Below are 23,092 nucleotides of genomic sequence, written 5' to 3' on the forward strand. Positions count from 1 at the left end.
GGGACCGCGAACGGGGCGGGGGCGCGAGCCGCTCTCTGCGCTCCGCCTCGCGGTCATCCGGCCGGTCGCCGCAGGCGGTCACGGGTCGCGACCGCCTGCGATGTGCGGAGCCGTTCGCTCAAGCCTGGGCGGCCGCTTTTCCCGCCCGCGGCTTCTTCACCGCATCGTTGTAGGGCGCGTTGTAGGCGCGGCGCACCGAGGCCCAGTAGGCCTCGCGCTCGCGGGCCGAGAGGCGGCCGAGCGCGGCGTTGAGCGCCGCCTCGCCGGCGGCTTCCAGCCCGCGCAGCTGGTCCGGGGTGACGTCGTGAACGGTAGTCATGGCCTGAAGGGGTCCCGAGCCCGGATGGGTTCGGGCGGCACCATGCCACAAGCGCGGCCGTTCTGCACGTCTCCGGTTGCCGCGCCGCGGCATCGCCCTACCGGCTGTCCCCGCTCTTTCGGCGGCCCGCCTCAGCTGCTGGTCCGGAGCCAGAGGCGCAGGACGAGGGCCACGGTGGCGAGCGCCAGGAGGCTCCCGCCGTAGAGGGCGGCGAACCAGGCGAGCCGCTGCCAGAGCGGCACGGGGGCGGCCCGCATCAGTGGTAGCCCTCCGAGTCGACCTTGCCGCGGAAGACCCAGTACGAGTAGGCGGTGTAGGCCAGGATGACCGGGATCAGGACCGAGGCGCCGACCAGCATGAAGATCTGGCTCGAGCGCGGCGAGGCCGCCTCCCAGATCGTCACCCGCCCCGGCACCACGTCCGGGAAGATGCTGATGCCGAGCCCGACGAAGGAGAGCAGGAACAGCCCGAGCGCGATCAGGAACGGCGCCCGGTCGGCCCCGCCCTTGAGCAGTCGGAAGAAGCCGTAGGCGGCGAGGGCGACGAGGAGCGGAACCTGTGCGGTGAGCAGCACGCCCGGCATGGCGAACCAGCGCTCCCAGTACTGGCCCTTCAGGAAGGGCGTCGCGGCGCTCACCGCCCCGATCGCCGCGACGGTGGCGGCCCCGAGCCAGAGGGCGAGGGAGCGGGCCTTGTCGTGCAGGGGCCCGTGGGTGCGCATCACCAGCCAGGTCGCGCCGAGGAGCGCGTAGCCGCAGACGAGGCCGAGGCCGACGAGCAGGCTGAACGGCGAGAGCCAGTCCCACCATCCCCCCGCATAGGCCCGTCCCTCGACCCGGATGCCCTGGAGCAGGGCACCGAGCGCGATCCCCTGCGACAGGGCCGCCACCACCGAGCCGCCCGTGAAGGCGATGTCCCAGAAGGCCCGGTGGCCGGGATCGCGCCAGCGGAACTCGAAGGCGACGCCGCGGAAGATCAGGCCGAGCAGCATCGCGATGATCGGCGCGTAGAGGGCCGGCAGGATGATGGCGTAGGCGAGCGGAAAGGCGGCGAAGAGCCCGCCGCCGCCCAGCACCAGCCAGGTCTCGTTGCCGTCCCAGACCGGGGCGACGGAGTTCATCGCGGTGTTGCGCTCCTCGCCCGGCCGCAGGGTCGGGAACAGGATGCCGATGCCGAGGTCGAAGCCGTCCATCACGATGTAGGCGAAGATCGCGAAGGCGATGACGAACGCCCAGACCACGGTGAGATCGAGATGCTCGATCATGCTCCTCTCCTCACTCGGCCGGCTGCGCGACGCGGCCCGACCCGACCGAGGGGGCCGGCGTGATGCCGGCGGTCCGGATCGGCAGGTCGTCGGGCAGGTCATGCTCGCCGACATGCGGCGGGTGGCTCATCAGGCGCAGGATGTAGATCACCCCGATGCCGAAGACCGCGAAGTAGATCGCCACGAAGGCGACGAGGGAGGAGGCCACCGCCGGGGCGGAGAGGGGCGAGGCCGACTCCGCCGTGCGCAGCAGGCCGTAGACCGAGAAGGGCTGGCGCCCGACCTCGGTGGTGATCCAGCCCGCCAGCACCGCCACGAAGCCGGCCGGACCCATCGCGACGGCGAGGCGGTGCAGGGGCGCCCACTCGTAGAGCCGGCCGCGCAGGCGGGCCAGCAGGCTCAGCATCCCGAGGCCCAGGATGGCGAAGCCGAGGGCGACCATGACCCGGAACGACCAGAACACCACCGGCACCGGCGGCCAGTTCTCCCGCGCCACGCTGTCGAGGCCCTTCAGCGGCGCGTCCAGGCTGTGCTTGAGGATCAGCGAGGAGAGCTTCGGGATCTCGACGGCGTAGCGCACGGTGCGCGCCTCCTCGTCGGGCCAGCCGAACAGGACCAGCGGCGCCCCGTCCGGGTGGCTCCGGAAGTGGCCCTCCATCGCCATCACCTTGGCGGGCTGGTGCTCCAGGGTGTTGAGGCCGTGGGCGTCGCCGGCGAGGATCTGGAGCGGCGCCACCAGGGTCGCCATCCACATCGCCATCGAGAACATCGTGCGGGCGCCCTCGGTCGGGCCGCTCAGGGTCCGCGCCCGGTCCCGCAGCAGGTGCCAGGCCCCGACCGCGCCGACCACCAGGGCCGTCGTCAGGTAGGCGGCCAGGACCATGTGGACGAGGCGGAACGGGAAGGACGGGTTGAAGACGATCGCCCACCAGTCCTGCGGGACGAACTGGCCCTGGTCGTTCACGGCGTGGCCCTGCGGCGTGTGCATCCAGGAATTCACCGACAGGATCCAGAACGCCGAGACGAACGTGCCGAGCGCCACCATCAGGGTCGCCAGGAAGTGCAGCCGCGGTCCGACCTTCCGCATCCCGAACAGCATCACGCCGAGGAAGCCCGCCTCCAGGAAGAATGCGGTCAGAACCTCGTAGGCCATCAGCGGACCGAGCACCGGCCCCGTCCTGTCGGAGAAGACCGACCAGTTCGTGCCGAACTGATAGGACATCACGAGGCCGGAAACGACGCCCATCGCGAAAGCGACGGCGAAGATCTTGATCCAGTACTTGAACAGATCGAGGTAGACCTGCCGCCTTGTCGCGAGCCAGAGGCTTTCGAGCACCGCCAGGTAGCTGGCGAGCCCGATCGAGAAGGCCGGGAAGATGATGTGGAACGCGACCGTGAACCCGAACTGGGCCCGGGCGAGAAGCAGTGCGTCCAGGTTCGACAGCATGGCCACCCTCGTGAATGGAGGTTCGGCGATGGGACGCGCCGTCCCGCGCGGTTCCGGAGGGACGAAGGAACCGTGACGCGCCGCCGCCCGGCAGCGACACGGCGGTCGCCCGGGAAGCTAGGGGAACAGGATGTGGCAGCAATTGCTGCGCGCACGAATTGCAATTGACACGCAACGGCCCCGGTCCGGGACCGGCAAGGCGGGCCGCTTTCAGCGCGCCGCACCGCTCCGTCCGCCCGCGAAGGCCGGGTTGCGGTCGGCGGCCCGGGCCGCGCTCGGCGGCAGGCCGTCCCCGTCCCGCGGCGGGGACCAGGAGGGCAGGGGAGCGCGGGCGTTCCGCCCGGCAGGCCGCTCCTTCTGCCAACCGTAGCCGGCATTGATCCCGGCATAGAATCCCGTGAAGTCCGTCGCCCCGGCCGGGGAGATGAGGAGGCCGGACAGTACGAGGCCCGCCAGCGTTGCCCGCAAACGGAAAGGAGCGGTGGCCAGGGGCCACCGCTCTATCCGTGTCGATCGATCACTCGTGCGACAGCGCACCGAGGATCAGTCCACGCTGATGCTCTGGGCCTCACGGCCCTTCATGCCCTCGACCACGCCCATGGTGACGGGCTGGCCCTCGGCGAGGGACTCGAGGCCGGCGCGGGCGAGCGCCGAGCGGTGGATGAAGACGTCCTTGCCGCCGTCATTCACCGAGACGAAGCCGAAACCCTTGGCGGGATCGTACCACTTCACGGTACCGCTCATCTCGGTCGACGGGCCGGAGGCGAAGCGTCCACCGCCGCCACCGCGTTCGGGACGGTCGCCGTAGCCGCCGCCACCACCGAAGCCGCCGGTGCGCGGCGGGCGGGGATCGCGGCGGACCGGAGCCTCGGCCGTGCTGGTGTCCACGCTGGTGATGTTGGTCACCTGCGGGCCCTTCTGGCCCTGCGCGGTCTGGACGGTCAGGCGGGTGCCCGGCATCAGATCGGCGTGGCCGGCCGCCTCGACGGCGCGGATGTGGAGGAAGGCGTCGCCCGAGCCGTCGCCGAGCTCGACGAAGCCGAAGCCCTTCTCCTTGTTGAACCACTTGACCGTCGCGTCACGCTCCGGCCCGGAGGGGGCGGCGCTGCGCGGTCCGCCGCGGTCGAAGCCACCGCCGCCGCCGCCGAAGCCGCCGCCGCCGTAACCACCACCGCCGCCGCCACCGTAGCCGCCGCCACCGCCACCATAGCCACCGCCGTAGCTGCTGCCCTGCGGCGCCTGGTCAGGCCACCGCGGCTCGCCACCACCCTCGTCGAAGCCGCGACGGCGCGGCTCCCTGAAATCACGACCACGTCCCATTAGAAGCTCGCCAAAACGTAAAAACCGCCGACCACCCTTGTACCCCGGTGCGCTCTGTGCCTGACAGCCGACGCCTCGGGATCGTTCCATTCCCGGCTGCGGTGACCAAGATGACCGCCACACTCCTGACGCAACTCAGACCGTACCGCAAGGCGGATCTGCTACGCGTGGCGATGACGGGGGTTACTTTCTCACGTCGCGGCGCGGATTGACAGCCCGATTCGGTATCTTTTCCCCGTGTCCATCGCGCATCACTGTGGCGTATGAGCACGGCCCCGCGGGCGCGGGCGCGGGCCCGCATGCCATCGATCGGGGCCCGATGCCATGGGGCGGAACCGCGCCGGACCCTGCCGGGACCGCGACGCGTTGCCTGCCTGCCCCCGTTGCCCCCTCGCCGAGGTCCCGATGCCGGCCCACCCTCTTCGCCCGTCGCGCCGCCACGCCGATCTCGGCCCCGACTTCTACGACGTCGTCGCGCCCGCCCGCTTCCCGGCCCACATCCTGCGCCACCGCAACCAGCCCTGGGCCGAGCGAGTGGGCTTGAGCGGCCTCGGCGACGAGGCGTGGATCGCGCATTTCGGCCGGTTCGAACCGCTCCCCGGCAGCTTTCCCGAACCGCTGGCCCTGCGCTACCACGGCCACCAGTTCCGGAGCTACAACCCGGAACTCGGCGACGGCCGCGGCTTCCTGTTCGCGCAAGTGCACGATCTCGCCGACGGGCGCCTGCTCGATCTCGGCACGAAGGGCAGCGGCCAGACGCCGTGGTCGCGCACGGCCGACGGCCGCCTGACCCTCAAGGGCGGGGTGCGCGAGGTGCTGGCCACGACGATGCTCGAGGCCCTCGGCGTCGAGACCTCGAAGTCGTTCAGCCTGATCGAGACCGGGGAGGCGCTGATCCGCGGCGACGAGCCGTCGCCGACCCGCTCCTCGGTGCTGGTGCGGCTCAGCCACTCGCACATCCGCATCGGCACCTTCCAGCGCTTCCGCGCCTTCGACGACACCGGCAACCTGCTCCGGCTCCTCGACCATACGGTGCGCACCTACCGGCCGGAGGCGTGGCGCGACGATCCGGCGGACCGGGCCGCGGCCTTCCTCGCCGAAGTCTGCCTCCGGGTCGCCCGCATGGGCGCGCAATGGATGGCGGCAGGGTTCGTCCACGGCGTGCTCAATACCGACAACATCAACGTGACCGGCGAGAGCTTCGATTACGGCCCGTGGCGCTTCGCTCCCGTCAACGACCCGGCCTTCACCGCCGCCTATTTCGACGAGTACGGCCTCTACGCCTTCGGGCGCCAGCCGGAGGCCCTGGGGTGGAACCTCGCGCGCCTCGCCGAGTGCCTGCTGCCGCTCTCCGACGAGGCGCGGCTGGGTGCGGCGATGGACGCCTACGGCCCGGCCCTGCAGGACGCCTTCGCGCACGCGATCCTGCGCCGCCTGGGCCTCGCGGTGCCGGCGGACGAGACGGCGATGCACGCTCTCGTCGGGGCGTTCTGGGCCTTCCTGCAGCAGAGCCGGGCGCCGTTCGAGCAGGTCTTCTTCGACTGGTACGGGGGGCTGGCGAGCGAGGCGCGGGCGGCCCGCAGCCCGGCCGCCGCGCATTACGCCGGCGAGGGCTTTGCACGGGTGCGTCAGGCGCTCGGCGCCGTCTCGCCCGATCCGGCGGCGCGGCTCGACCATCCGTACTTCGCCAGGCGTGAGCCCTGCACGATGCTGATCGACGAGGTCGAGGCCCTGTGGGCGCCGATCGCGGCCGACGACGACTGGTCGGCCTACCACGCCAAGCTCGCGGCGATCGGCGAGATGGCGCAGGCCTACGGCACGGAGCCGGCCGCGCCCTGAGGCCGCGGAGGCGGCTCCGGGGGGCTGCGGGGATCGGCGCCGCTCAGGCCGACGCCCCGGAACAGGTGCCGGCCGAGAGGGTCCATGCGGTAGCCCGTCACCTCGCGCCGCGCGACGACGAACACCGCCGAATGGGCGATCGGCACCCACGGCACCTCGCGGGCGAAGATGCCTTGCGCCTGCCGGTAGAGCGCGGCCCGGGCCTCCTGGTCGGGCAGGCGCCGGGCCCGGGTCACCAGGGCGTCGAAGGCGGGATCGCACCAGCGGGCGACGTTGCTGCCGCCGGGCCGGGCCGGGATGCAGCCGAGCAGCACGCCGAGGAAGTTGTCCGGATCGCCGTTATCGGCGGTCCAGCCGAACAGCGCCATCGCCGGCACGCCGGCCAGCATCTTGGCGCGGTAGGCGCTCCACTCGTCGGTGAGCAGCCGCAGCCGCACGCCGATGCGGGCGAGGTCGGCCTGGATCATGTCGGCGACGCGCCGGCCGTTGGGATTGTAGGCCCGGCTCACCGGCGGGTACCACAGCTCGGCCTCGAAGCCGGACGGGAACCCGGCCTCGGCCAGCAGCCGCTGCGCCGCCGCCCGGTCGAGGGGCGGATCCCTGAGCGTCGGGTCGTGGCCCCAGAGGTTCGGCGGCAGGGGCGAGCGGGCCGCCGTGCCGCCCGGGCCGTAGATCCCCTCGACGATCGCCGCCTTGTCGATCGCCATCGCGACGGCGCGGCGCACCCGCAGGTCGTCGAACGGCGGTCTCAGCACGTTGAGGGCGAGGTAGCCGATATTCAGCTCCTCCTCCCGCATCAGGGTCAGCGCCGGGTCGGTCCGGATGGAGTCGAGGTCGGCCGGGTTGGGGAAGGGCATCAGGTGGCACTCGCCGGCCCGGACCTTGGCCAGCCGCACCGCCGCGTTGGGGGTGATCGAGAAGACCAGGCTGTCGACCGGCTGGCGCCCGCCCCAATGCTCCGGGAAGACGCGGTAGCGGAGCGCGACGTCGGGCTGGAACGCCACGAAGCTGAACGGGCCGGTGCCGATCGGCTCGCGGTCGAAGCGCTCCTGCTCGCCGGCCGCCAGGAGCATGGCAGCGTATTCCGCCGACTGGATCGCCCCGAGTGCCATGGCGATGTTCGGCAGGAAGGTGGCGTCGGCCTCGCGCAGGCGGATGCGCACCGTGCGGGGATCGAGCGCCTCGACGGCCTCGATCAGGTCGGGCAGGCCGAGATCGCGAAAATAGGCGTATTGCCCCCCGGAGACGGCGTGGAACGGGTGGTCGGCCCGCCATTGCCGGGTGATCGAGAACACCACGTCCTCGGCGGCGAGCGGCCGGGTCGGCTTGAACCGGGCGTTGCGGTGGAACGCGACGCCGGGCCGCAAGGAGAAGGTGTAGTCGCGCCCGTCCGGCGAGACCGTCCAGGATTCGGCGAGGCTCGGGCGGATCGTGGTGGTGCCGGGCTCGAACGCCACCAGGGTGTCGAAGACCGGCCAGGCCGCGTCCATCCCCGTCGTCGTGGTGACGAGCTGCGGGTTGAGCGATTCGGGATTGCCCTCGGAGCAGAAGACCAGGGTCCTGGCGGCGGCCGGCAGCGCGGCGAGCCAGAGGGCGGCGCCCAGAACGGTCGCGGCGCGACGACGGACGGGGAACCGCCCGCCTGCGGCCCGGCCCCGTGTTCCGGCTCGTTGAGTCCTGCCCGGCATCGCCCCCTCGTCTCCGCCGTCGCCGCCTGGTCGCTCTTGGTGCCGGCCCATACCGGAAGGACATCGTCCCCCCATCGGCCGTTGTCTATTGTGCCGCCACGCGGCTCTCCGCGCCCACCCGCGCCGGCGCGAGCCGGGCCGGGAACTCGACCCGCACCACCGTCCCGCTGCCCTCCCGGCTCTCGACCGCGATGCGGCCCTGCAGCTGCCCGGTGACCAGGTTGTAGACGATGTGCATCCCGAGCCCCGAGCTGCCGCGGTGGCGGGCGGTGGTGAAGAACGGGTCGAAGATGCGCTCCCGGTCCGTCGTCGCGATGCCGCGGCCGTCGTCGCGCACCTCGAGACGCACCCAGCCGCCCTCCTGGGGCAGCGCGCCCTGAGGGGCCGCGATCTGCGAGACCGCGACCACGATGCGCCCCGGCTTTCCGTCCGCGAAGGCGTGCACCACCGCGTTCTTGACCAGGTTGGTGATGACCTGGGCCAGCGCCCCCGGATGGGTGTCGACCTCGAACTCCCCGCCCCCGAACCCGTCAGGCGCTTCCAGATCCTGCGCGTCCAGATCCTGGACCTCCAGGTCGAGCCGGTGCCCGCCCCGGCGCAGGAGCGGCCCGAGGCTGCGCAGCAATTCTCCCAGCCACTCGCGCAAGGCGAAGCGGCGGTGCTCGTCGCTCACCCGGTCGACGGCGACCTGCTTGAAGCTGTGGACCAGGTCCGCCGCCCGGGCGAGGTTGGCGGTGAGCAGGTGCGAGCCCTCCTGCATCCGCTCGACGAAGTGGGAGAGGCGCGAGCGCGAGAGCTGGCCGGTCTTCGCCACCTCGCCGAAATCCCGCGCCTCGTCGCGCACCAGGGTCGCGGTGGTGAGCGCGATGCCGAGCGGCGTGTTGATCTCGTGCGCGACCCCGGCCACGAGCTGGCCGAGCGAGGCGAGCTTCTCGGCCTGGATCAGGTCGGACTGGGTCTGGCGCAGCTCGACGAGCGTCCGGTCGGCCTCCTCCTTGGCCCGGCGCAGGGCCCGCTCGCGCCGGCCGATCTCCTCGACGAACATCGCGGTGGCCCGCGCCATGTCGCCGAGCTCGTCGCGCCGGCGCCCGACCGCCTCGCCCACATCCCCGCCCCCCAGCACGCGCCGGGACGGATCGGCGGCAAGGGCCAGCATGCTGCGCTGGAGCTGGCGCAGGGGCCCGGTGATCGAGTGCGCCGCCGCGAGGCCCACCGTCGAGCCGACCACCAGGCCGGCGCCGGCGCCGACGAGCAGCAGGCGCAGCAGGAAGGTGCCGAGGCGGTCGGCGTCGTCGATGAAGACCTCGTTGAGGCTGCGGGCGGTCTCGCCGATCACGGCGGCGAGGCCGTCCATCGCCGCGATGCCCTCGTTCTGCCGGCGCAGCCCCTCGACCGTGGTGCCGAGGCGCTCGCGCCAGCCGTCGATCGCCTCGATCATCTCGCCCTGGATCAGCGGCGAGATCGGCAGGGCGGCGGCGGTCTCGGACAGGCGCCGCCCGTCCTCCAGCATCGCGGCCGCGGCCGGCACGTCGCGCCGGCGCAGCGCCTCGGCGGTGCGCTGGCCGAGCTTGAGGGTCTCGAGGGCGATGTTCTGGGTCGCCTGCTCGGTCTCGTTGGCCTGCACGGCGTAGGAGAGGAGCTGCGTGACCTCGTCGTGCAGGGCGCGCTGGGCCGACCCGTCGATCTTGAGGACCCGCTCGCACCACTCGTCGAGGACGCTGACCGGGGAGGGGAGCGGCGCATGGTCCGCGACCGCACCGCCCGCGGCGAGGGGGCGCGGCTCCTCGGTCCCGCGCCAGGCTTCGTAGGCGGCGGTCAGGATCAGCAGCTCCTCGGCCTCGCGCTCGCGCCGGTCGCCTTTCAGCGCCGCCGCGAGGTCGCGGGCGGCGTTGCGCACCTGAACCATCGAGGACGCCGCGCCGCCGGCCCCGCCCCCGGCGCCCTTCACGGCCCCCGTAGCGGCCTCCTTGGCGGCCTCGATCTCGGCCTGCGCCACCAGGGCGCGCAGCTCGTTGACCGCCCCGACCACGTCGCGGACCTGCCGCAGGGTCCCGGCCTTGTCGGTGAGGGAGACGACGAGGTCGGTATTGGCGGCGCGCTGACGGTCCCGGGCCTGGTCGGCGAGGCTCACCAGGGCGTCGGCGCGGGCGGCCATCTCGGCGATCAGCCCGTCATTCTCCCGGGTGATCCGCACCAGGGCCTGCATCTGCTCGATGGAATCCTTCAGCGCGTCGCGCGCCGCCTCGATGCGGGCGGCCTGGTCCGGGGTGCGGGCGAAGCGGCGCAGGTCGTCGAGGGAGCCGGCCGATTCCGCGGTCAGGCGGGCGAAGCGCTCGGCATGGTCGGTGCGCTCGGCCGGGCGCGCCGCCACGAACTCGTCGCGCACCGTCGTCGACAGGGTCAGGGTGCGGTAGATCGCCCCCGCCAGCACCGCGCCGTCGCGGGCCTTCCCGGCCTGGGCGAGCAGGAGCCAGCCGGCGAGCGCGATCAGCGCCGCGATGGCGATCGGCAGACCGCCGACCAGGAAGATCTTGTGGCCGACCCGCATCGTGCCCCGTTCCGCCGCGGGGCCGACTATGCATCAAATCTCAAGGTCTGCCAGGGCCGGGGGTCGGCCTCACCCGGGCACCGGCGGCCGCAGGCCGGTCCGGCCGCGCGGCCCGGAAGCGGGGCCCGGCCGGCGTTTCGTCGCCCGGGGCTCGGCGGCCTGCCGCCGCGGCGGGGCGATGCCGACCGGGCCGGAGGTCGCCGGACGGGCGGGGAGCAGGGGAGCCGGCCGGCAGCCGGTGCAGGCGCCCCGCCCCGCGCCGAGCAGGGCGCGCAACGCCTCCAGCTCGGCGGGATCGCCGTCCAGGACTGCGTCCAGGAGATCGGCGCTGAAATGCGGCATGACGGTCTCGCGATCGGCGGCCTCGTGGCGGCGTTCGGCGCGTCAGCCGAACGAGACCCGGCCCGGCATCCGGACGGGCGGCGCCGGACGCTGCTCCTCGATCATCCGCACCGGCCGGCGCGGCTCGGGCCCCTGCGGAGCATTCTCCGGCCGCAGGCACGCTCCGGGCCGGTAGGGCCAGGCCGTCTCCGTGCAGGCGCGCGCGGCGGGCGCCGTCGAGGCCGGAACCGTCGCGGACATCTCCGGAGGAGCCTCGACGGGAGCCGACTTGGACGCCGGCATGGGGGCCGACTTGGACGCCGGCATGGGGGCCGGCATGGGGGCCGACTTGGGCGCCTCCGACGCCAGGTGCAGGGCCGTCGTCTTCGTCATCTCGACAATGCCGGCCGTCAACATCGCACTGATCAGGATCACCCGCGCCGCAACCATCTTCGCCTCCTCGCCGCCCGTTATCGCCGGGCTCTTGTGGGGGGCGGTATAGGCGCGGTGCATGTCCGCGATTTTGCGTCGGAGTCCCAAATCGGGCCAGTCGGAGCCCGTCGTGTTTCGTCGGCTGCATTGGACGAAACATTCGGCGGCACTGGACGGGCAAGAAAAATCCCCCTCGCCGGTCGGCAAGGGGGATGAAGACCATCAGAGAAAGCTTGGCTCCGCCGCAGATCGCGCCCGGATCAATTGGACAAGATTGATCGACCTGACTTACTCGGCTGGGTTCTGCTCGGCGGTGAAGTGGCCGCACCAGTCCTGGCCGGCAACGACCGGCCACAGGCCGTGGCCCTGCGGCTCCGGCTGGCTGACCGGCGGGTTGTAGCGGCACAGGCCCTGGTCGCCGGTGGCGGCGGCGCCATTGAGCTGGTGGTCGTCGAAGTAGCGGCAGCTGTTGCAGGCCGCGCCCTGGATGGTCGCCATCGTGATCTCTCCCGTCCGGTGAGCCGTCGCCCGGCCCAGTCAGCTTCTAATTAGAACAACTAAAAACTGGTGGCAAGCGGCCTCCCTCGGGTCCGGTCGAAAAGCCCGCGGATTCATGTGCCTCGCCCCCCCGGGCAGTCGGTCCCGCCGCGCCGCCCCCCCCGCGATGGGTGATGGCGGTTGTCGGGGCGAGGTCGGTCCCAATGCCCAGACCCTGCCCAGCGGGTCGCGCGGACACTCTCTACTGCCCACGGATCTGCACGCTGCCGAGGCGCGAAGGCCGCATGCGAGAGGGCGCTCCCCTGCCGGCATCACCCGCTCGCCGACCCTGCCTTGGGCACGGCCCGACCCCGATTCGCGGAGGCCCGATCGACGCGGGAAGCCCTCCGCCATGCCGGAGCCCGGATCGGGCCGAAGCGGCCGAAGCCGGGCTCCCCCCGGGCGACAGCAGGGATCTCGACTATTGCGGGCATAATCCGCCTCCGAAACTACCGGTCATTAGACGGATCATGCGAACAGCACCTCTAGGCGTGGGTTTTTGCCCTTTCTTTGCTTGTTCTAACATAGATTTACATCCTCTAACGTCATTTTTATTTCTGATCTTATTTATTGTTAGCGCGTAAGATTGACGCTGCGTTATATGCATCTCGCACATGTAAGATCATGATTATTATGTTAGTTCATAACCGAAATCTAAGATGAGCCACGGTCACAATGTGGTGATTCTGCCACATTCTCCGACCAAGGGAGGCTTGGCATTCCGTTAGATCTTGGATCCGATTGATCAACTCGACGTCATGAAAGATTGTTCCGTCGCACCACATGAAGTCAGGTGCGGTTCGGCAGGGCCTGTGCGGCGGCCGAATCTTCGGGGGCATAAGAGGGACATGGTCTCGAGGCCGAAAAGGTCTTCGGAACAGAGTCGTTCACCCCTTCCGGGTCCGAAATCTTGGAGGTCTCTATGAAGCTCGTGAAGAGCCTTCTGCTTGGGTCGGCCGCTGGCCTGACCGTTGTCGCGGGGGCGCAGGCTGCCGATCTGCCGATCAAGAAGGCGGCGCCTGTCGAGTACGTTCGTGTCTGCTCGGCCTATGGCGCCGGCTTCTTCTTCATCCCCGGCACCGATACCTGCCTGCGCGTCTCCGGCCGCGCCCGCTTCGAAGCCGGCTACACCCAGAACTTCACCCGCGGCAACAACGGCGGCGGCGGCGACCTGTCGGGCTACCGCGGCCTCGGCCGTCTGAACCTCGACGCCCGCACGCAGACCGCCTACGGCACCCTGCGCGCCTTCGTGCGCTTCGAGCTCGCCTCCCGCACCGGCGCCTACCTCACTTCGGGCACCGCCAACCGCGCCGCCAACGCCTTCCCGGCGCTCGGCGTCGACACGTTCAACCGCGCCCAGCAATACGTGAACGTCGACAAGGCCTTCATCCAGTTCGCCGGCCTCACCGCCGGTCGCGCGGCCTCGTTCTACGACTTCTACGCCCACGACTTCGAGATCATCGGCACCACGCTGGGCTCGGACGTCTCCTCCACCAACCTGCTCGCCTACACGGCCACCTTCGGCCAGGGCTTCTCGGCGACGCTCTCGCTCGAAGACCCGATCTTCCGCAAGACCCCGATCTTCGGCACCGGCACCGCCCTGGTGAACGGCCAGTATCAGGTCTTCAACTCCGGCAGCGGCAACTTCACCCCGGTCATCGCGTACAACGCGGCGGGCGTCCCGGTCGGCGTCGCCAACTACGACGTGGTCCAGCGCTCGCGCATGCCCGACTTCGTCGGCGCCCTGCGCTACGACGCCGCCTGGGGCTCGGCCCAGCTCTCGGCCGCCGTGCACGAGCTGACCGTCGGCAACGCCAGCACCATCACCCCCTTCAACGGCTTCCCGGCGATCGCCACCGGCGCCGCCGCGGCCCCGCGGGTGAGCAACGAGTACGGCTGGGCCGTGCAGGCCGGCATCAAGGCCAACCTGCCCTTCATCGCCGCTGGCGACGCCCTCTACCTACAGGGTTCGTACGGTGAGGGTGCCAACCTCTACACCGGCATCTCGGCGTATAACGGCAGCTGGACCTCGAACGGCAACATCGCCTCGGGTGCCTCGTTCAACCAGTGGTACTCGGACGCGATCGTCGACCCGGTCACCGGCAAGATGAGCCTCGCGACCAGCTGGACTGTCGTCGCCTCGTACCTGCACTACTGGTCGCCCGAGTGGCGCTCGGCCTTCATGGGCAGCTACGGCGAGATCTATCACGGCCAGGCCGCCCGCAACAATCTGGCGCTGGTCAGCGGCCTCGCCAGCACGGGCGTCCAGCCCCTCGGCAACCCGTTCCTGGCCCAGTCGGCCTTCAACGCGGTGCTGCGGGACTCCAACCAGATCGTCGCCGGCGCGAGCCTGATCTGGTCGCCGGTGAAGGACCTCGATATCGGCATCGAGGGTCTCTACACCCGCCAGGCCATCAACAACGGCCGCGTGATCGACGCCAACAAGACCTCGGCCGTCCCGAACGGCGTCAACGCCGCCGGCCTGCCAACCCTCAACGGCGCGGTCCTGCCGACCACGACCGCGATCGACGGGTTCAATGTCCGCATGCGCGTGCAGCGCGACTTCTAAGATCTCATAAACCCGAAGCAGGGGAGCCCCGGCGCGAGCCGGGGCTCCTTTTTGTTGCGTCATCGATCGCGCAAGAAAAAAGGCGCACTCGATGAGTGCGCCTTGCAGGTGCCCTGGGTCTCGAAACTCAGGATGTCTTTGGCTTACCATCGTTGACAGCGTCATTCAATCTCGATTGCCGCATCAGATGAAGAAATAACAATCGACGCGGCGAAACTCCGAGATCCGATACCAAGACCTAACATGACGGAACCGAAGACCTGACCCGGTCTCGGCCGGCGCGTCGGGGCCCGGGATCCGTGCCCCGCCCGGTCTCAGGCCCGCTGCTCCTTCAGGCGGCGGATGCACTTGCTGTAATATTGCGGCCAGCGTGGTCCTTGCGCCGCCTTGTCCGCCGGAGCGAGGGCGCGCCACTCGGCGCCGCATGTGCGCTGGCGCTCGCGCGCGGCAAGGCCGCGCAGACTGGGCTCCCGGCCCGGCGCGGCGCCGGGATCCGGCGCGCTCTGGCCGGGAGCCGCGGCGGGTGCGGCAACCAGGAGAACCGCCAGAACGGTGCGAAGAAGGAGAGACGGCATGGTCTGTCCATCGGGGCGGGCCCGCGGCGGAAGCGCCGCAATGTCGGCCGGCGCGGATCCGAGACTGCCACAGCCTGACGCAAGGACAAGAGGCGGGCCCCGTTATCTTGGCTCCCCGGGGCAGGGCCGGGGCCGCGACACCGGTGCAAGACCGGCGCAAGATCGTCGATTGAGACAACCTTCACCCTGTACAGGGTGGGCTCAGGCCTGTTTACCTCTTCGGGAAGCCCGATGCGCGACGGACGCACCCCGTCCCCGCCGTGCGAGAAGGACCAGCCGCATGTCGGCCGTGACGACGCCGCCGATCGACCTCTATTACTGGACGACGCCCAACGGCTGGAAAGCCTCGATCATGCTCGAGGAATGCGCCCTGCCGTACCGCATGGTGCCGATCAACATCGGCAAGGGCGCGCAGACCGCGCCCGACTTCCTGGCGGTGTCGCCGCACGGCAAGATCCCGGTCATCGTCGACCCGGACGGGCCCGGCGGCACCCCGATCACGGTGTTCGAGTCGAACGCGATCCTGCAATACCTCGCCCGCAAGACCGGGCTGTTCTACCCCGCCGAGGAGCGGGCCCGCATCACGGTCGACATCTGGCTGTTCTGGCAGGCCGCGAATTTCGGGCCGACCCTCGGCCAGACCCACCATTTCCGCATCTACGCCTCGGAAAAGATCCCCTACGCGATCGAGCGCTTCACCGCCGCGACGACGAAGCTCTACGCCACGCTCGACGCACAGCTCGGCCGCCACGCCTGCGTCGCTGGGGACGAGTATACCATTGCCGACATGGCGATCCTGCCCTGGGCCAAGCTCTGGGAGCGCCAGGGCCAGGACATCGCCGCCTTCCCGAACGTCGCCGCCTGGATCGACCGGATGAAGGCGCGCCCAGGGGTCCAGCGCGGCTTCCGGCTGAAGCCGGACCCGGAGGAGGCCCCACCAGGCAGGCGCGAGCCCTGAAGATCCAGGTGCGAGCCCTGACGACGTCCGCGGGGCTTGAGGCTCAGTTCGCGGCGGGCTTGACCGCAGTCGGCTTCGCCTTCGCGGGGGCGGCACCGGCCGGTGCCGGCGCGACCTGCGCGAACTCGTCGGGCGCCTTGGTCCAGGTCTGCGAGCCGCACAGGATCTTCAGCATGCAGCCTGAGATCGCGAGCTCGCTCGCACTCTCGCGGCTCACCGAGACGTCGTAGAGCTTGCCTTCCTCGGCATTGTAGATCTGGCCCTTGTAGGCGCCGTCCTCGGGCTTCAGCCCCTCCATCAGGGTGAGGCCGATCACCGGGCGGCTGCGCTTCTTCGGGTCGGGATTCTTGATGTCGGTGCGCGGCTGGCCCTGGTCGTTGAGAGGCGTCTTCAGCCACACCACCTTGCCGCAGGCATGGGCCGCACCCGGACCGCATTTCTCGATCCTGATCTTGGCCCGGCCGTCCTCGGTGAGCCACGTCCCGGACGGGTCGCCGGCGGGGGCCGCCACGGCGACACCGGCGGAGAGCAGGGAGGCGGCAAGGGCCGGGATCAGGATCGAACGCATGCAGGAGGCTCCTGGCTGTTCGCGCCGCTTATCGAGGCTCGAAGAGCCCGGGCGGCGGCGGCATCGGGCGCCGCCCGGCATGGGGCGGCGTAACCGAAAGGTCACGTTGCCGCGCAATAAGCCGGGTCTTTGGGGCGATTTTTCGGCCGTGTTGCGGCAAAGCCGCAATCGTCGCGCGCGCCGTGCCCGCGCTTGAGGGGCGCCCGGCCCGCCGCTATAAGCCCGGCGCCGGGCGTCCTCATGGCCCCGGCGCGCGGGCGTTCGCGCCCGGTGCTGCCGGACCTCACCGGTCCGGTCCCGCGCGGCATCCCGCCGCCCACGCCACCGCTATTCTTCGAACGGACCTCCCATGGCCACCGAGCGCACCTTCTCCATCCTGAAGCCCGACGCCACCGCCCGGAACCTGACCGGCGCGGTCAACGCCGTGATCGAGGAGGCGGGCCTGCGCATCGTCGCCCAGCGCCGCATCCGCATGTCCGACGCCCAGGCCAAGAAGTTCTACGAGGTCCATGCCGAGCGCCCGTTCTACGGCGAGCTCGTCGAGTTCATGACCTCGGGCCCGGTCGTGGTCCAGGTGCTCGAGGGCGAGAACGCCGTCGCGAAGTACCGTGAGGTGATGGGCGCCACCAACCCGGCCCAGGCCGCCGAGGGCACCATCCGCCAGAAGTTCGCCAAGTCGGTCGGCGAGAACACCGTCCACGGCTCCGACAGCCTCGAGAACGCCGGCATCGAGATCAAGCAGTTCTTCGACGAGAAGGACATCGTCGGCTGACGGTTTCCCCGCCCGGGAAACGCCGATAGGCTGAGAGCCCTCGCCGCGCCGCGGCGGGGGTTTTTTGATGGGGGACGAAGCGTGACGGCGCAGCCACGGATCGAGCGGACGACCTCCACCTGCCCGCACGACTGCCCGTCGGTCTGCGCGCTCGAGGTCGAGGTGATCGACGGCGCCACGGTCGGCCGGGTGCGCGGCAACCCGCGCCACAGCTACACGGCAGGCGTCGTCTGCGCCAAGGTCGCCCGCTACGCCGAGCGCATCCACCACCCCGACCGGCTGACGCAGCCCCTCATCCGCACGGGGCCGAAGGGCTCCGGACAATTCGCACCGGTCGGCTGGGACGAGGCGCTCGACCGCGTGGCGCACGCGTTTCGCGAGGCGGAGGCCGCGCACGGGCCGGAAGCGGTCTGGCCCTATTATTATGCCGGCACGATGGGGCTGGTGATGCGCGACGGCATCAACCGCCTGCGCCACGCCAAGGGCTATTCGGGCCAGTACTCGACCATCTGCACCACGCTCGCCTGGTCGGGCTACATCGCCGGCACCGGCCGCCTCGGCGGGGTCGACCCGCGCGAGATCGCCGAGAGCGACTGCGTGGTGATCTGGGGCACCAACCCGGTGCACACCCAGGTCAACCTGATGACCCACGTCCAGGCCGCCCGGAAGAACCGGGGCGCCAAGGTGGTCGTCGTCGACATCTACGACAACCCGACGATGCGCCAGGCCGACCTCGCCCTGCTGCTGCGACCGGGCACCGACGGGGCGCTCGCCTGCGCGGTGATGCACGTGCTGTTTCGCGATGGCCTGGCCGACCGCGACTACATGGCCCGCTACACCGATAGCCCGGAGGAGCTGGAGGCGCATCTCCAGACCCGCGACCCGGACTGGGCCGCCGCGATCACCGGCCTGAACGTCGAGGAGATCGAGCGCTTCGCCCACCTCGTCGGGCAAACGAAGAACACCTTCTTCCGCCTCGGCTACGGCTTCGCCCGCAGCCGCAACGGCGCCGCCAACATGCACGCCGCGCTCTGCATCCCGGCAGTCACCGGCGCCTGGCAGCACCGCGGCGGCGGCGCGTTCCACTCCAACAGCGGCGTCTTCGGCCTCAACAAGCGCCTGATCGAGGGGCTCGACGTCGTCCGCCCCGGCACCCGCATGCTCGACCAGTCGCAGATCGGCCGCGTGCTCACCGGCGACCCGGAGGCGTTGCGCCACGGCCCGCCGGTGACCGCGATGCTGATCCAGAACACCAACCCGGTCTCGGTCGCGCCCGAGCAGGAGCTGGTCAAGCGGGGCTTTGCCCGCGAGGACCTGTTCGTCTGCGTGCACGAGCAGTTCATGACCGAGACCGCCCGCATGGCCGATCTCGTCCTGCCGGCCACGATGTTCCTGGAGCACGACGACCTCTATACCGGCGGCGGCCAGCAGCACATCCAGCTCGGCCTCAAGCGCATCGAACCGCCTCACCTGTGCCGCTCGAACCACGAGGTGATCGTGGCGCTGGCCGATCGTCTGGGCGCCGAGCATCCGGGCTTTTCCATGAGCCCGCGCGCGCTGATCGACGCCACCCTCAAGGCCTCGCGCCGCGGCAGCCTGGCGGAGATGGAGGGGGAGGGCTTCCTCGACGTGCAGCCCGCCTTCGAGCGCGCCCATTTCCTCGACGGCTTCGCCTATCCGGACCGGCGCTTCCGCTTCAAGCCGGACTGGGCGAGCGTGCCGGTCGCCAAGGACGGGCCGCGCGGGCCGGCGATGCCGCCGCTCCCCGACCATTGGGAGGCGCCGCTGATGGCTGCGACAGCGGATCACCCGTTCCGCCTCGCCACCAGCCCGGCCCGCAACTTCCTCAATTCGAGCTTCACCGAGACCCCGACCTCGCTGGCCAAGGAACGCCACCCGACGGTGATGATCCACCCGGAGGATGCCGGGCCGCTCGGAATCGGGGAGGGGACCTGGGTGCGCCTGTCCAACGAGCGGGGCAGCGTGACCTTGCGGGCGACGCTGTTTCCGGGCCTGCGCCGCGGCGTGCTGATCGCCGAATCGATCTGGCCCAACGACGCCTATCCGGACGGGCGCGGCATCAACACCCTGACGGGGGCCGATGCCCCGGCCCCGTTCGGCGGCGCCGCCTTCCACGACAACCATGTGGCGATCGCGGCCCTGCCGCTCTAGCGGTCGTCGGCCCTCGAGGCCGCAGCAGTGGCCGCCGCGGTCTTTCATCCCTGGTGTGGCCCGTCCGCCCTTGTGCGGGCGGGGAGTTTCGGCGTCCAACGGTCGAGCTTGACGACAAGCAGCCCAATGGACCTCTTTGCCATGCGTCTCCGCACCTTCCTCGCCGCCGGCTTCCTCGCGCTCGGCGCCACCGCGGCTCTCGCCGGCGCCTCCTCGTCGCAGCTCGAGGCCTACCAGCCCGATCCGTCGCTGCGCACCGCGCCCACCTCGGAGCTCGAGACCCGGGTGCGCCGCGCCTGCGCCGTCGTCCAGGCCCGGATGCAGAACACCGCCGAGACCAGCTTCGAGCGTCCCTGCGGCTGCTACGCCCGCACGACCCTGCGCGCCCTCGACGCCTCCGAGATCGCGGCCTACCGGACCACCGGCTACTTCAACGACTCGGCCCGCGCCAAGGCGCTGGGCGCCATCGACAGCTGCAAGCTGCAGCGGCCGGTCTGAGGCGGCGGGACGGCGCGGTCCTAAATCTCACCCTGCTCCCATCCGCGGCCTCATCCTGAGGTGCGCGCATCGACGAGCCTCGAAGGAGACCTCCGGGAGTCGTCGGGATTTCTGGAACCCTCCTTCGAGGCTGTGCGATCGATGATCGCCCGGCACCTCAGGATGAGGTTGCGGGTGGGATCGAACAAGGTTCGGATATCCGCGCCCGAACATCCGACGTTCTTCTACAACCTCGCCCGCGCAGACCGTGGCGTCGACAGCAGCAGGTGCGTCTCCGAGGTGGTCACACCCGGCACCAGGCGCACCCGCCGCAGCAGATCGTCCAGCTCCGGCAGGCTGCCGGCGGACACTTCCACCACGATGTCCCAGGTGCCGACCGTGGTGTGGACCGAGGTGATCTCGGCGAAGCCCTTGAGCGCGTCGATCACGTCGCCGGCCTTGCGCCCCTCCACCGCGATCAGCGTGATCGCCCGCACCGCCGCCGGCTGGGCATCGGCCCGCAGGACCACCGTGTAGCCGATGATCTCGCCGTCTCGCTCGAGCCGGTCGAGCCGCGCCCGCACGGTCGCCCGCGACACCTTCAGGAGGGCGGCGAGTTCCGAGACCGGGCGCCGGCAATCATGCCGCAGCAGGGTGATGAGGCTCTGGTCGAGGGCATCCATTCCGGCATTGTGCGCGATCCGGCCTGCCAGACTGCGCGATCCGCTCGAGAAATCGATCAGTTTCCTGTGTTCAGAGTGACGCAGGCGCGCGCTACCGTCGGGCCTCGAGCAATGATCGAGGCGGGAGCGGGCGGGTGAAAGGCAGGACTCCGGAAGGCTGCATCCTGATCGGGGCACCGGTGCAGTCGGGCACCAACCGGCTCGGCTGCGAGATGGGGCCGAGCGCCTACCGGGCGGCGGGCCTGCTCGAGGCGATCCGCGACCTCGGCCTCCCGGTCGAGGATGCGGGCGCGATCGCGCCCATGCCCTTCGCGGGCCCGCCGCACCCGAACCGGGCGATCCACCACCTCGCCGAGACGGCGGGCTGGACCCTCGCCCTGACCGAGGCCGCCTTCCGGCACAGCGCCGAGGCGCGCCCGATCTTCCTCGGCGGCGACCACAGCCTCTCGGCCGGCACCGTGGCGGGCATGGCAAGGCGGGCCGAGGCCGAGGGACGGCCGCTGTTCCTGCTCTGGCTCGATGCGCATGCCGACCTCCACACCCTCGACACCACGACGAGCGGCAACCTGCACGGCGTGCCGCTCGCCTACCTCACCGGGCGGCCGGGCTTCGAGGGCTACTTCCCGCCGCTCACCGCCGCGCTCGACCCGGCCCGGATCTGCATGTTCGGCCTGCGCAGCGTCGATCCGGCGGAGCGCGCGGCCTTGGGCAGCGGCGGCGCCCGGGTGCACGACATGCGCGACATCGACGAGAACGGCGTCGTCGCCCCCTTGCGCGACTTCCTGCGCGAGGTGACGGCGGCGGACGGCCTGCTCCATGTCAGCCTCGACGTCGATTTCCTCGATCCCGGCATCGCGCCGGGGGTCGGCACCACGGTGCCGGGCGGGGCCACCTTCCGGGAGGCCCACCTGATCATGGAGCTGCTGCACGATTCCGGCCTGGTGCGCAGCCTGGACCTCGTGGAGCTCAATCCCTTCCTCGACGAGCGCGGCCGCACCGCCCTCCTGATGACCGACCTCGCCGCCAGCCTGCTCGGCCGCCGCATCCTCGACCGACCGACACGGAGCTTCTAGATGCCGGCCCTCAACGTCGTCCCCTTCGTCAGCGTCGACAACATGATGCGCCTCGTCCACGCGGTCGGGATCGAGGCGATGCTGGTCCGTCTCGCCGCCGCCATCGCGGAGGATTTTTCGCGGTGGGACGCCTTCCACAAGACGCCCCGGATCGCCGCCCACAGCCCCGACGGGGTGATCGAGCTGATGCCGACGAGCGACGGCCACACCTACGGCTTCAAATACGTCAACGGCCACCCGAAGAACGCGGCCGGCGGGCGCCAGACCGTCACCGCCTTCGGGGTGCTGGCGGATGTCGGCAACGGCTATCCGGTGCTGATCACCGAGATGACCCTGCTCACGGCCTTGCGCACCGCCGCCACCTCGGCGCTGGCCGCGAAAGCCCTCGCGCGGCCGGGATCGCGCACCATGGCGCTGATCGGCAACGGCGCGCAGGCCGAGTTCCAGGCCCTGGCCTTCCGGGCGCTGCTCGGGGTCGATCGCTTGCGCCTGCACGACATCGACCCGGCGGCGACGGCGAAGTGCCTGCGCAACCTCGCGCGCTTCGGCTTCGACCTCACCGCCTGCGCCAGCACCGCGGAGGCCGTGCGCGGCGCCGACATCGTCACCACCGTGACGGCGGACAAGCGCAACGCCGTGATCCTCGGCGACAACCTGGTCGGGGAGGGGATGCACATCAACGCGGTCGGGGGCGACTGCCCGGGCAAGACCGAGCTGGCGCCGGACGTCCTGCGCCGCGCCGCCCTCTTCGTCGAGTACGAGCCGCAGACCCGCATCGAGGGCGAGATCCAGCAGCTGGCGCCGGACCATCCGGTGACCGAGCTGTGGCGGGTCCTCGCCGGGTCGGCGCCCGGCCGCACGGAGGCGCGCCAGGTCACGGTGTTCGACTCCGTCGGCTTCGCGATCGAGGATTTTTCCGCCCTGCGCACCGTGCGCGACCTCCTGGCCGAGCATCCCTACTACGAGGATCTCGACCTGCTCGCCGATCCGGACGATCCGCGCGACCTCTTCGGCATGCTGATGCGGGCGGGCCCGCCGCGCCTCGTCGCCTGACGGAATCGACGCGCCGCGGATCCGCAGGCGACCTGCCGCCGCGCATCCCTCGACTTGCCCTGTACTTCGGGCCTGGTGAGCCGCGAGGCGGCCTCCAGGTGCCGTCGCGCGGCCCGACAATCGCCGTCGCGGCGATCACCGGTGCCATCCCGCAAGACCGAGGGCGTGCAGGAGAGCAGAATTTTTCCCGGGCGCGGCGTCCCGGAGTCCAGACACCCTCCGGGAGCATTGTCCCGCAATCAGGTGATCCTCACGGCGCAGCCTTCGGGCTCTCGCCGGCCCGCCATGCACAGGCCCGCCGCAGGGAAACTACCTACGCATTTTTCATGATCGCTGCGTAAGGCTTTGGCATCGATCCACTTTCCGAAAGCGCACTAGTTAACGACAGGTTAAGTGTTCGGCCGCACGTCTCGACACGTTTCGGGACATCTGGCATCTCAAGACTGTCGACGGGACGCGAGACCGGTCCCGGACTTG

Annotated in this window: 22 protein-coding genes; 8 read left to right on the forward strand and 14 right to left on the reverse strand. The window is 70.8% G+C overall.

Annotation, left to right across the window (positions count from 1 at the left end; all coding sequences use genetic code 11):
• Positions 1 to 118: 118 nt before the first annotated feature.
• The 6 genes from DA075_RS05345 to DA075_RS05370 all read right to left on the reverse strand — a co-directional run bounded on the left by DA075_RS05345 (position 119) and on the right by DA075_RS05370 (position 4,350).
• Complete coding sequence (locus DA075_RS05345; protein ID WP_099952337.1) at positions 119 to 319, reverse strand: hypothetical protein; 201 nt, start codon at positions 317 to 319, stop codon at positions 119 to 121.
• Positions 320 to 450: 131 nt separating this feature from the next.
• A complete protein-coding gene (locus DA075_RS05350; protein ID WP_099952338.1) occupies positions 451 to 576 on the reverse strand; it encodes a DUF2474 family protein in 126 nt (41 codons plus the stop codon).
• The gene (cydB, locus tag DA075_RS05355; protein WP_099952339.1) at positions 576 to 1,583 is read right to left on the reverse strand and encodes a cytochrome d ubiquinol oxidase subunit II; all 1,008 of its coding nucleotides are present in this window, start codon (positions 1,581 to 1,583) and stop codon (positions 576 to 578) included. The genes DA075_RS05350 and cydB overlap by 1 nt, the downstream gene beginning before the upstream one ends.
• A gap of 10 nt (positions 1,584 to 1,593) precedes the next feature.
• Entirely contained in the window at positions 1,594 to 3,030 is a 1,437-nt protein-coding gene (locus DA075_RS05360; protein WP_099952340.1) for a cytochrome ubiquinol oxidase subunit I, read from the reverse strand.
• Positions 3,031 to 3,240: 210 nt separating this feature from the next.
• Positions 3,241 to 3,498 carry a hypothetical protein gene (locus DA075_RS05365; RefSeq protein WP_244936507.1) on the reverse strand — a complete coding sequence of 86 codons (258 nt, stop codon included), beginning with the start codon at positions 3,496 to 3,498 and terminating at the stop codon, positions 3,241 to 3,243.
• A 75-nt stretch (positions 3,499 to 3,573) separates the two neighbouring features.
• Complete coding sequence (locus DA075_RS05370) at positions 3,574 to 4,350, reverse strand: cold-shock protein (protein WP_099952341.1); 777 nt, start codon at positions 4,348 to 4,350, stop codon at positions 3,574 to 3,576.
• A 405-nt stretch (positions 4,351 to 4,755) separates the two neighbouring features.
• Between DA075_RS05370 and DA075_RS05375 the strand changes: the two genes are divergently transcribed.
• The gene (locus DA075_RS05375) at positions 4,756 to 6,189 is read left to right on the forward strand and encodes a protein adenylyltransferase SelO (protein WP_099952342.1); all 1,434 of its coding nucleotides are present in this window, start codon (positions 4,756 to 4,758) and stop codon (positions 6,187 to 6,189) included.
• Here the strand turns inward: DA075_RS05375 and DA075_RS05380 are convergent.
• The 5 genes from DA075_RS05380 to DA075_RS05410 form a co-directional block, all read right to left on the reverse strand.
• On the reverse strand, positions 6,162 to 7,877 hold the full coding sequence (locus DA075_RS05380) for an ABC transporter substrate-binding protein (protein ID WP_099952343.1): 1,716 nt from the start codon (positions 7,875 to 7,877) through the stop codon (positions 6,162 to 6,164). The genes DA075_RS05375 and DA075_RS05380 overlap by 28 nt on opposite strands.
• Positions 7,878 to 7,962: 85 nt before the next feature.
• The gene (locus DA075_RS05385; RefSeq protein ID WP_099952344.1) at positions 7,963 to 10,425 is read right to left on the reverse strand and encodes a sensor histidine kinase; all 2,463 of its coding nucleotides are present in this window, start codon (positions 10,423 to 10,425) and stop codon (positions 7,963 to 7,965) included.
• A gap of 69 nt (positions 10,426 to 10,494) precedes the next feature.
• On the reverse strand, positions 10,495 to 10,767 hold the full coding sequence (locus DA075_RS05390) for a hypothetical protein (RefSeq protein ID WP_099952345.1): 273 nt from the start codon (positions 10,765 to 10,767) through the stop codon (positions 10,495 to 10,497).
• 42 nt (positions 10,768 to 10,809) lie between these two features.
• On the reverse strand, positions 10,810 to 11,385 hold the full coding sequence (locus DA075_RS36410; RefSeq protein WP_164712212.1) for a hypothetical protein: 576 nt from the start codon (positions 11,383 to 11,385) through the stop codon (positions 10,810 to 10,812).
• Between the two features lie 81 nt (positions 11,386 to 11,466).
• Positions 11,467 to 11,676: a hypothetical protein gene (locus DA075_RS05410; protein WP_099952348.1), complete on the reverse strand. Its 210-nt coding sequence runs from the start codon at positions 11,674 to 11,676 to the stop codon at positions 11,467 to 11,469.
• A 961-nt stretch (positions 11,677 to 12,637) separates the two neighbouring features.
• Here DA075_RS05410 and DA075_RS05415 point away from each other — a divergent pair.
• Entirely contained in the window at positions 12,638 to 14,284 is a 1,647-nt protein-coding gene (locus DA075_RS05415) for a porin (protein WP_099952349.1), read from the forward strand.
• 314 nt (positions 14,285 to 14,598) lie between these two features.
• Here DA075_RS05415 and DA075_RS05420 read toward each other — a convergent pair whose 3' ends face one another.
• Positions 14,599 to 14,859 (reverse strand): hypothetical protein, encoded by a 261-nt coding sequence (locus tag DA075_RS05420; protein WP_099952350.1) that lies wholly within the window; start codon positions 14,857 to 14,859, stop codon positions 14,599 to 14,601.
• A gap of 280 nt (positions 14,860 to 15,139) precedes the next feature.
• Here DA075_RS05420 and DA075_RS05425 point away from each other — a divergent pair, with 280 nt between their 5' ends.
• Positions 15,140 to 15,817, forward strand: a complete 678-nt coding sequence (locus DA075_RS05425; RefSeq protein ID WP_099952351.1) for a glutathione S-transferase family protein — start codon at positions 15,140 to 15,142, stop codon at positions 15,815 to 15,817.
• Between the two features lie 43 nt (positions 15,818 to 15,860).
• On the opposite strand, the gene DA075_RS05430 is transcribed toward DA075_RS05425, so the two are convergent.
• Positions 15,861 to 16,385 carry a DUF2147 domain-containing protein gene (locus tag DA075_RS05430; RefSeq protein WP_099952352.1) on the reverse strand — a complete coding sequence of 175 codons (525 nt, stop codon included), beginning with the start codon at positions 16,383 to 16,385 and terminating at the stop codon, positions 15,861 to 15,863.
• A gap of 349 nt (positions 16,386 to 16,734) precedes the next feature.
• Here DA075_RS05430 and ndk point away from each other — a divergent pair, with 349 nt between their 5' ends.
• The 3 genes from ndk to DA075_RS05445 all read left to right on the forward strand — a co-directional run bounded on the left by ndk (position 16,735) and on the right by DA075_RS05445 (position 19,827).
• Positions 16,735 to 17,157 carry a nucleoside-diphosphate kinase gene (ndk, locus tag DA075_RS05435; protein WP_099902765.1) on the forward strand — a complete coding sequence of 141 codons (423 nt, stop codon included), beginning with the start codon at positions 16,735 to 16,737 and terminating at the stop codon, positions 17,155 to 17,157.
• Between the two features lie 81 nt (positions 17,158 to 17,238).
• Complete coding sequence (locus tag DA075_RS05440; RefSeq protein ID WP_099952353.1) at positions 17,239 to 19,329, forward strand: molybdopterin-containing oxidoreductase family protein; 2,091 nt, start codon at positions 17,239 to 17,241, stop codon at positions 19,327 to 19,329.
• A gap of 141 nt (positions 19,330 to 19,470) precedes the next feature.
• A complete protein-coding gene (locus DA075_RS05445) occupies positions 19,471 to 19,827 on the forward strand; it encodes a hypothetical protein (protein ID WP_099956422.1) in 357 nt (118 codons plus the stop codon).
• A gap of 224 nt (positions 19,828 to 20,051) precedes the next feature.
• Here the strand turns inward: DA075_RS05445 and DA075_RS05450 are convergent, their stop codons facing one another.
• Positions 20,052 to 20,489 carry an Lrp/AsnC family transcriptional regulator gene (locus tag DA075_RS05450; protein WP_099952354.1) on the reverse strand — a complete coding sequence of 146 codons (438 nt, stop codon included), beginning with the start codon at positions 20,487 to 20,489 and terminating at the stop codon, positions 20,052 to 20,054.
• 134 nt (positions 20,490 to 20,623) lie between these two features.
• On the opposite strand from DA075_RS05450, the gene rocF reads away from it, so the two are divergent.
• Complete coding sequence (rocF, locus tag DA075_RS05455; RefSeq protein ID WP_269153896.1) at positions 20,624 to 21,562, forward strand: arginase; 939 nt, start codon at positions 20,624 to 20,626, stop codon at positions 21,560 to 21,562.
• On the forward strand, positions 21,563 to 22,615 hold the full coding sequence (locus tag DA075_RS05460) for an ornithine cyclodeaminase (protein WP_099952355.1): 1,053 nt from the start codon (positions 21,563 to 21,565) through the stop codon (positions 22,613 to 22,615). It begins immediately after the preceding gene.
• The last annotated feature ends 477 nt before the right edge of the window (positions 22,616 to 23,092 follow it).

Source organism: Methylobacterium currus (assembly GCF_003058325.1).
Lineage (GTDB): Bacteria > Pseudomonadota > Alphaproteobacteria > Rhizobiales > Beijerinckiaceae > Methylobacterium > Methylobacterium currus.

Excerpts from the sequence above, each read along its gene's own strand:
- DA075_RS05345 (WP_099952337.1), bottom strand. The coding sequence starts at position 319 with ATGACTACCGTTCACGACGTCACCCCGGACCAGCTGCGCGGGCTGGAA.
- DA075_RS05350 (WP_099952338.1), bottom strand. The coding sequence starts at position 576 with ATGCGGGCCGCCCCCGTGCCGCTCTGGCAGCGGCTCGCCTGGTTCGCC.
- cydB (WP_099952339.1), bottom strand. The coding sequence starts at position 1,583 with ATGATCGAGCATCTCGATCTCACCGTGGTCTGGGCGTTCGTCATCGCC.
- DA075_RS05360 (WP_099952340.1), bottom strand. The coding sequence starts at position 3,030 with ATGCTGTCGAACCTGGACGCACTGCTTCTCGCCCGGGCCCAGTTCGGG.
- DA075_RS05370 (WP_099952341.1), bottom strand. The coding sequence starts at position 4,350 with ATGGGACGTGGTCGTGATTTCAGGGAGCCGCGCCGTCGCGGCTTCGAC.
- DA075_RS05375 (WP_099952342.1), top strand. The coding sequence starts at position 4,756 with ATGCCGGCCCACCCTCTTCGCCCGTCGCGCCGCCACGCCGATCTCGGC.
- DA075_RS05380 (WP_099952343.1), bottom strand. The coding sequence starts at position 7,877 with ATGCCGGGCAGGACTCAACGAGCCGGAACACGGGGCCGGGCCGCAGGC.
- DA075_RS05385 (WP_099952344.1), bottom strand. The coding sequence starts at position 10,425 with ATGCGGGTCGGCCACAAGATCTTCCTGGTCGGCGGTCTGCCGATCGCC.
- DA075_RS05390 (WP_099952345.1), bottom strand. The coding sequence starts at position 10,767 with ATGCCGCATTTCAGCGCCGATCTCCTGGACGCAGTCCTGGACGGCGAT.
- DA075_RS05410 (WP_099952348.1), bottom strand. The coding sequence starts at position 11,676 with ATGGCGACCATCCAGGGCGCGGCCTGCAACAGCTGCCGCTACTTCGAC.
- DA075_RS05415 (WP_099952349.1), top strand. The coding sequence starts at position 12,638 with ATGAAGCTCGTGAAGAGCCTTCTGCTTGGGTCGGCCGCTGGCCTGACC.
- DA075_RS05420 (WP_099952350.1), bottom strand. The coding sequence starts at position 14,859 with ATGCCGTCTCTCCTTCTTCGCACCGTTCTGGCGGTTCTCCTGGTTGCC.
- DA075_RS05425 (WP_099952351.1), top strand. The coding sequence starts at position 15,140 with ATGTCGGCCGTGACGACGCCGCCGATCGACCTCTATTACTGGACGACG.
- DA075_RS05430 (WP_099952352.1), bottom strand. The coding sequence starts at position 16,385 with ATGCGTTCGATCCTGATCCCGGCCCTTGCCGCCTCCCTGCTCTCCGCC.
- ndk (WP_099902765.1), top strand. The coding sequence starts at position 16,735 with ATGGCCACCGAGCGCACCTTCTCCATCCTGAAGCCCGACGCCACCGCC.
- DA075_RS05445 (WP_099956422.1), top strand. The coding sequence starts at position 19,471 with ATGCGTCTCCGCACCTTCCTCGCCGCCGGCTTCCTCGCGCTCGGCGCC.
- DA075_RS05450 (WP_099952354.1), bottom strand. The coding sequence starts at position 20,489 with ATGGATGCCCTCGACCAGAGCCTCATCACCCTGCTGCGGCATGATTGC.
- DA075_RS05460 (WP_099952355.1), top strand. The coding sequence starts at position 21,563 with ATGCCGGCCCTCAACGTCGTCCCCTTCGTCAGCGTCGACAACATGATG.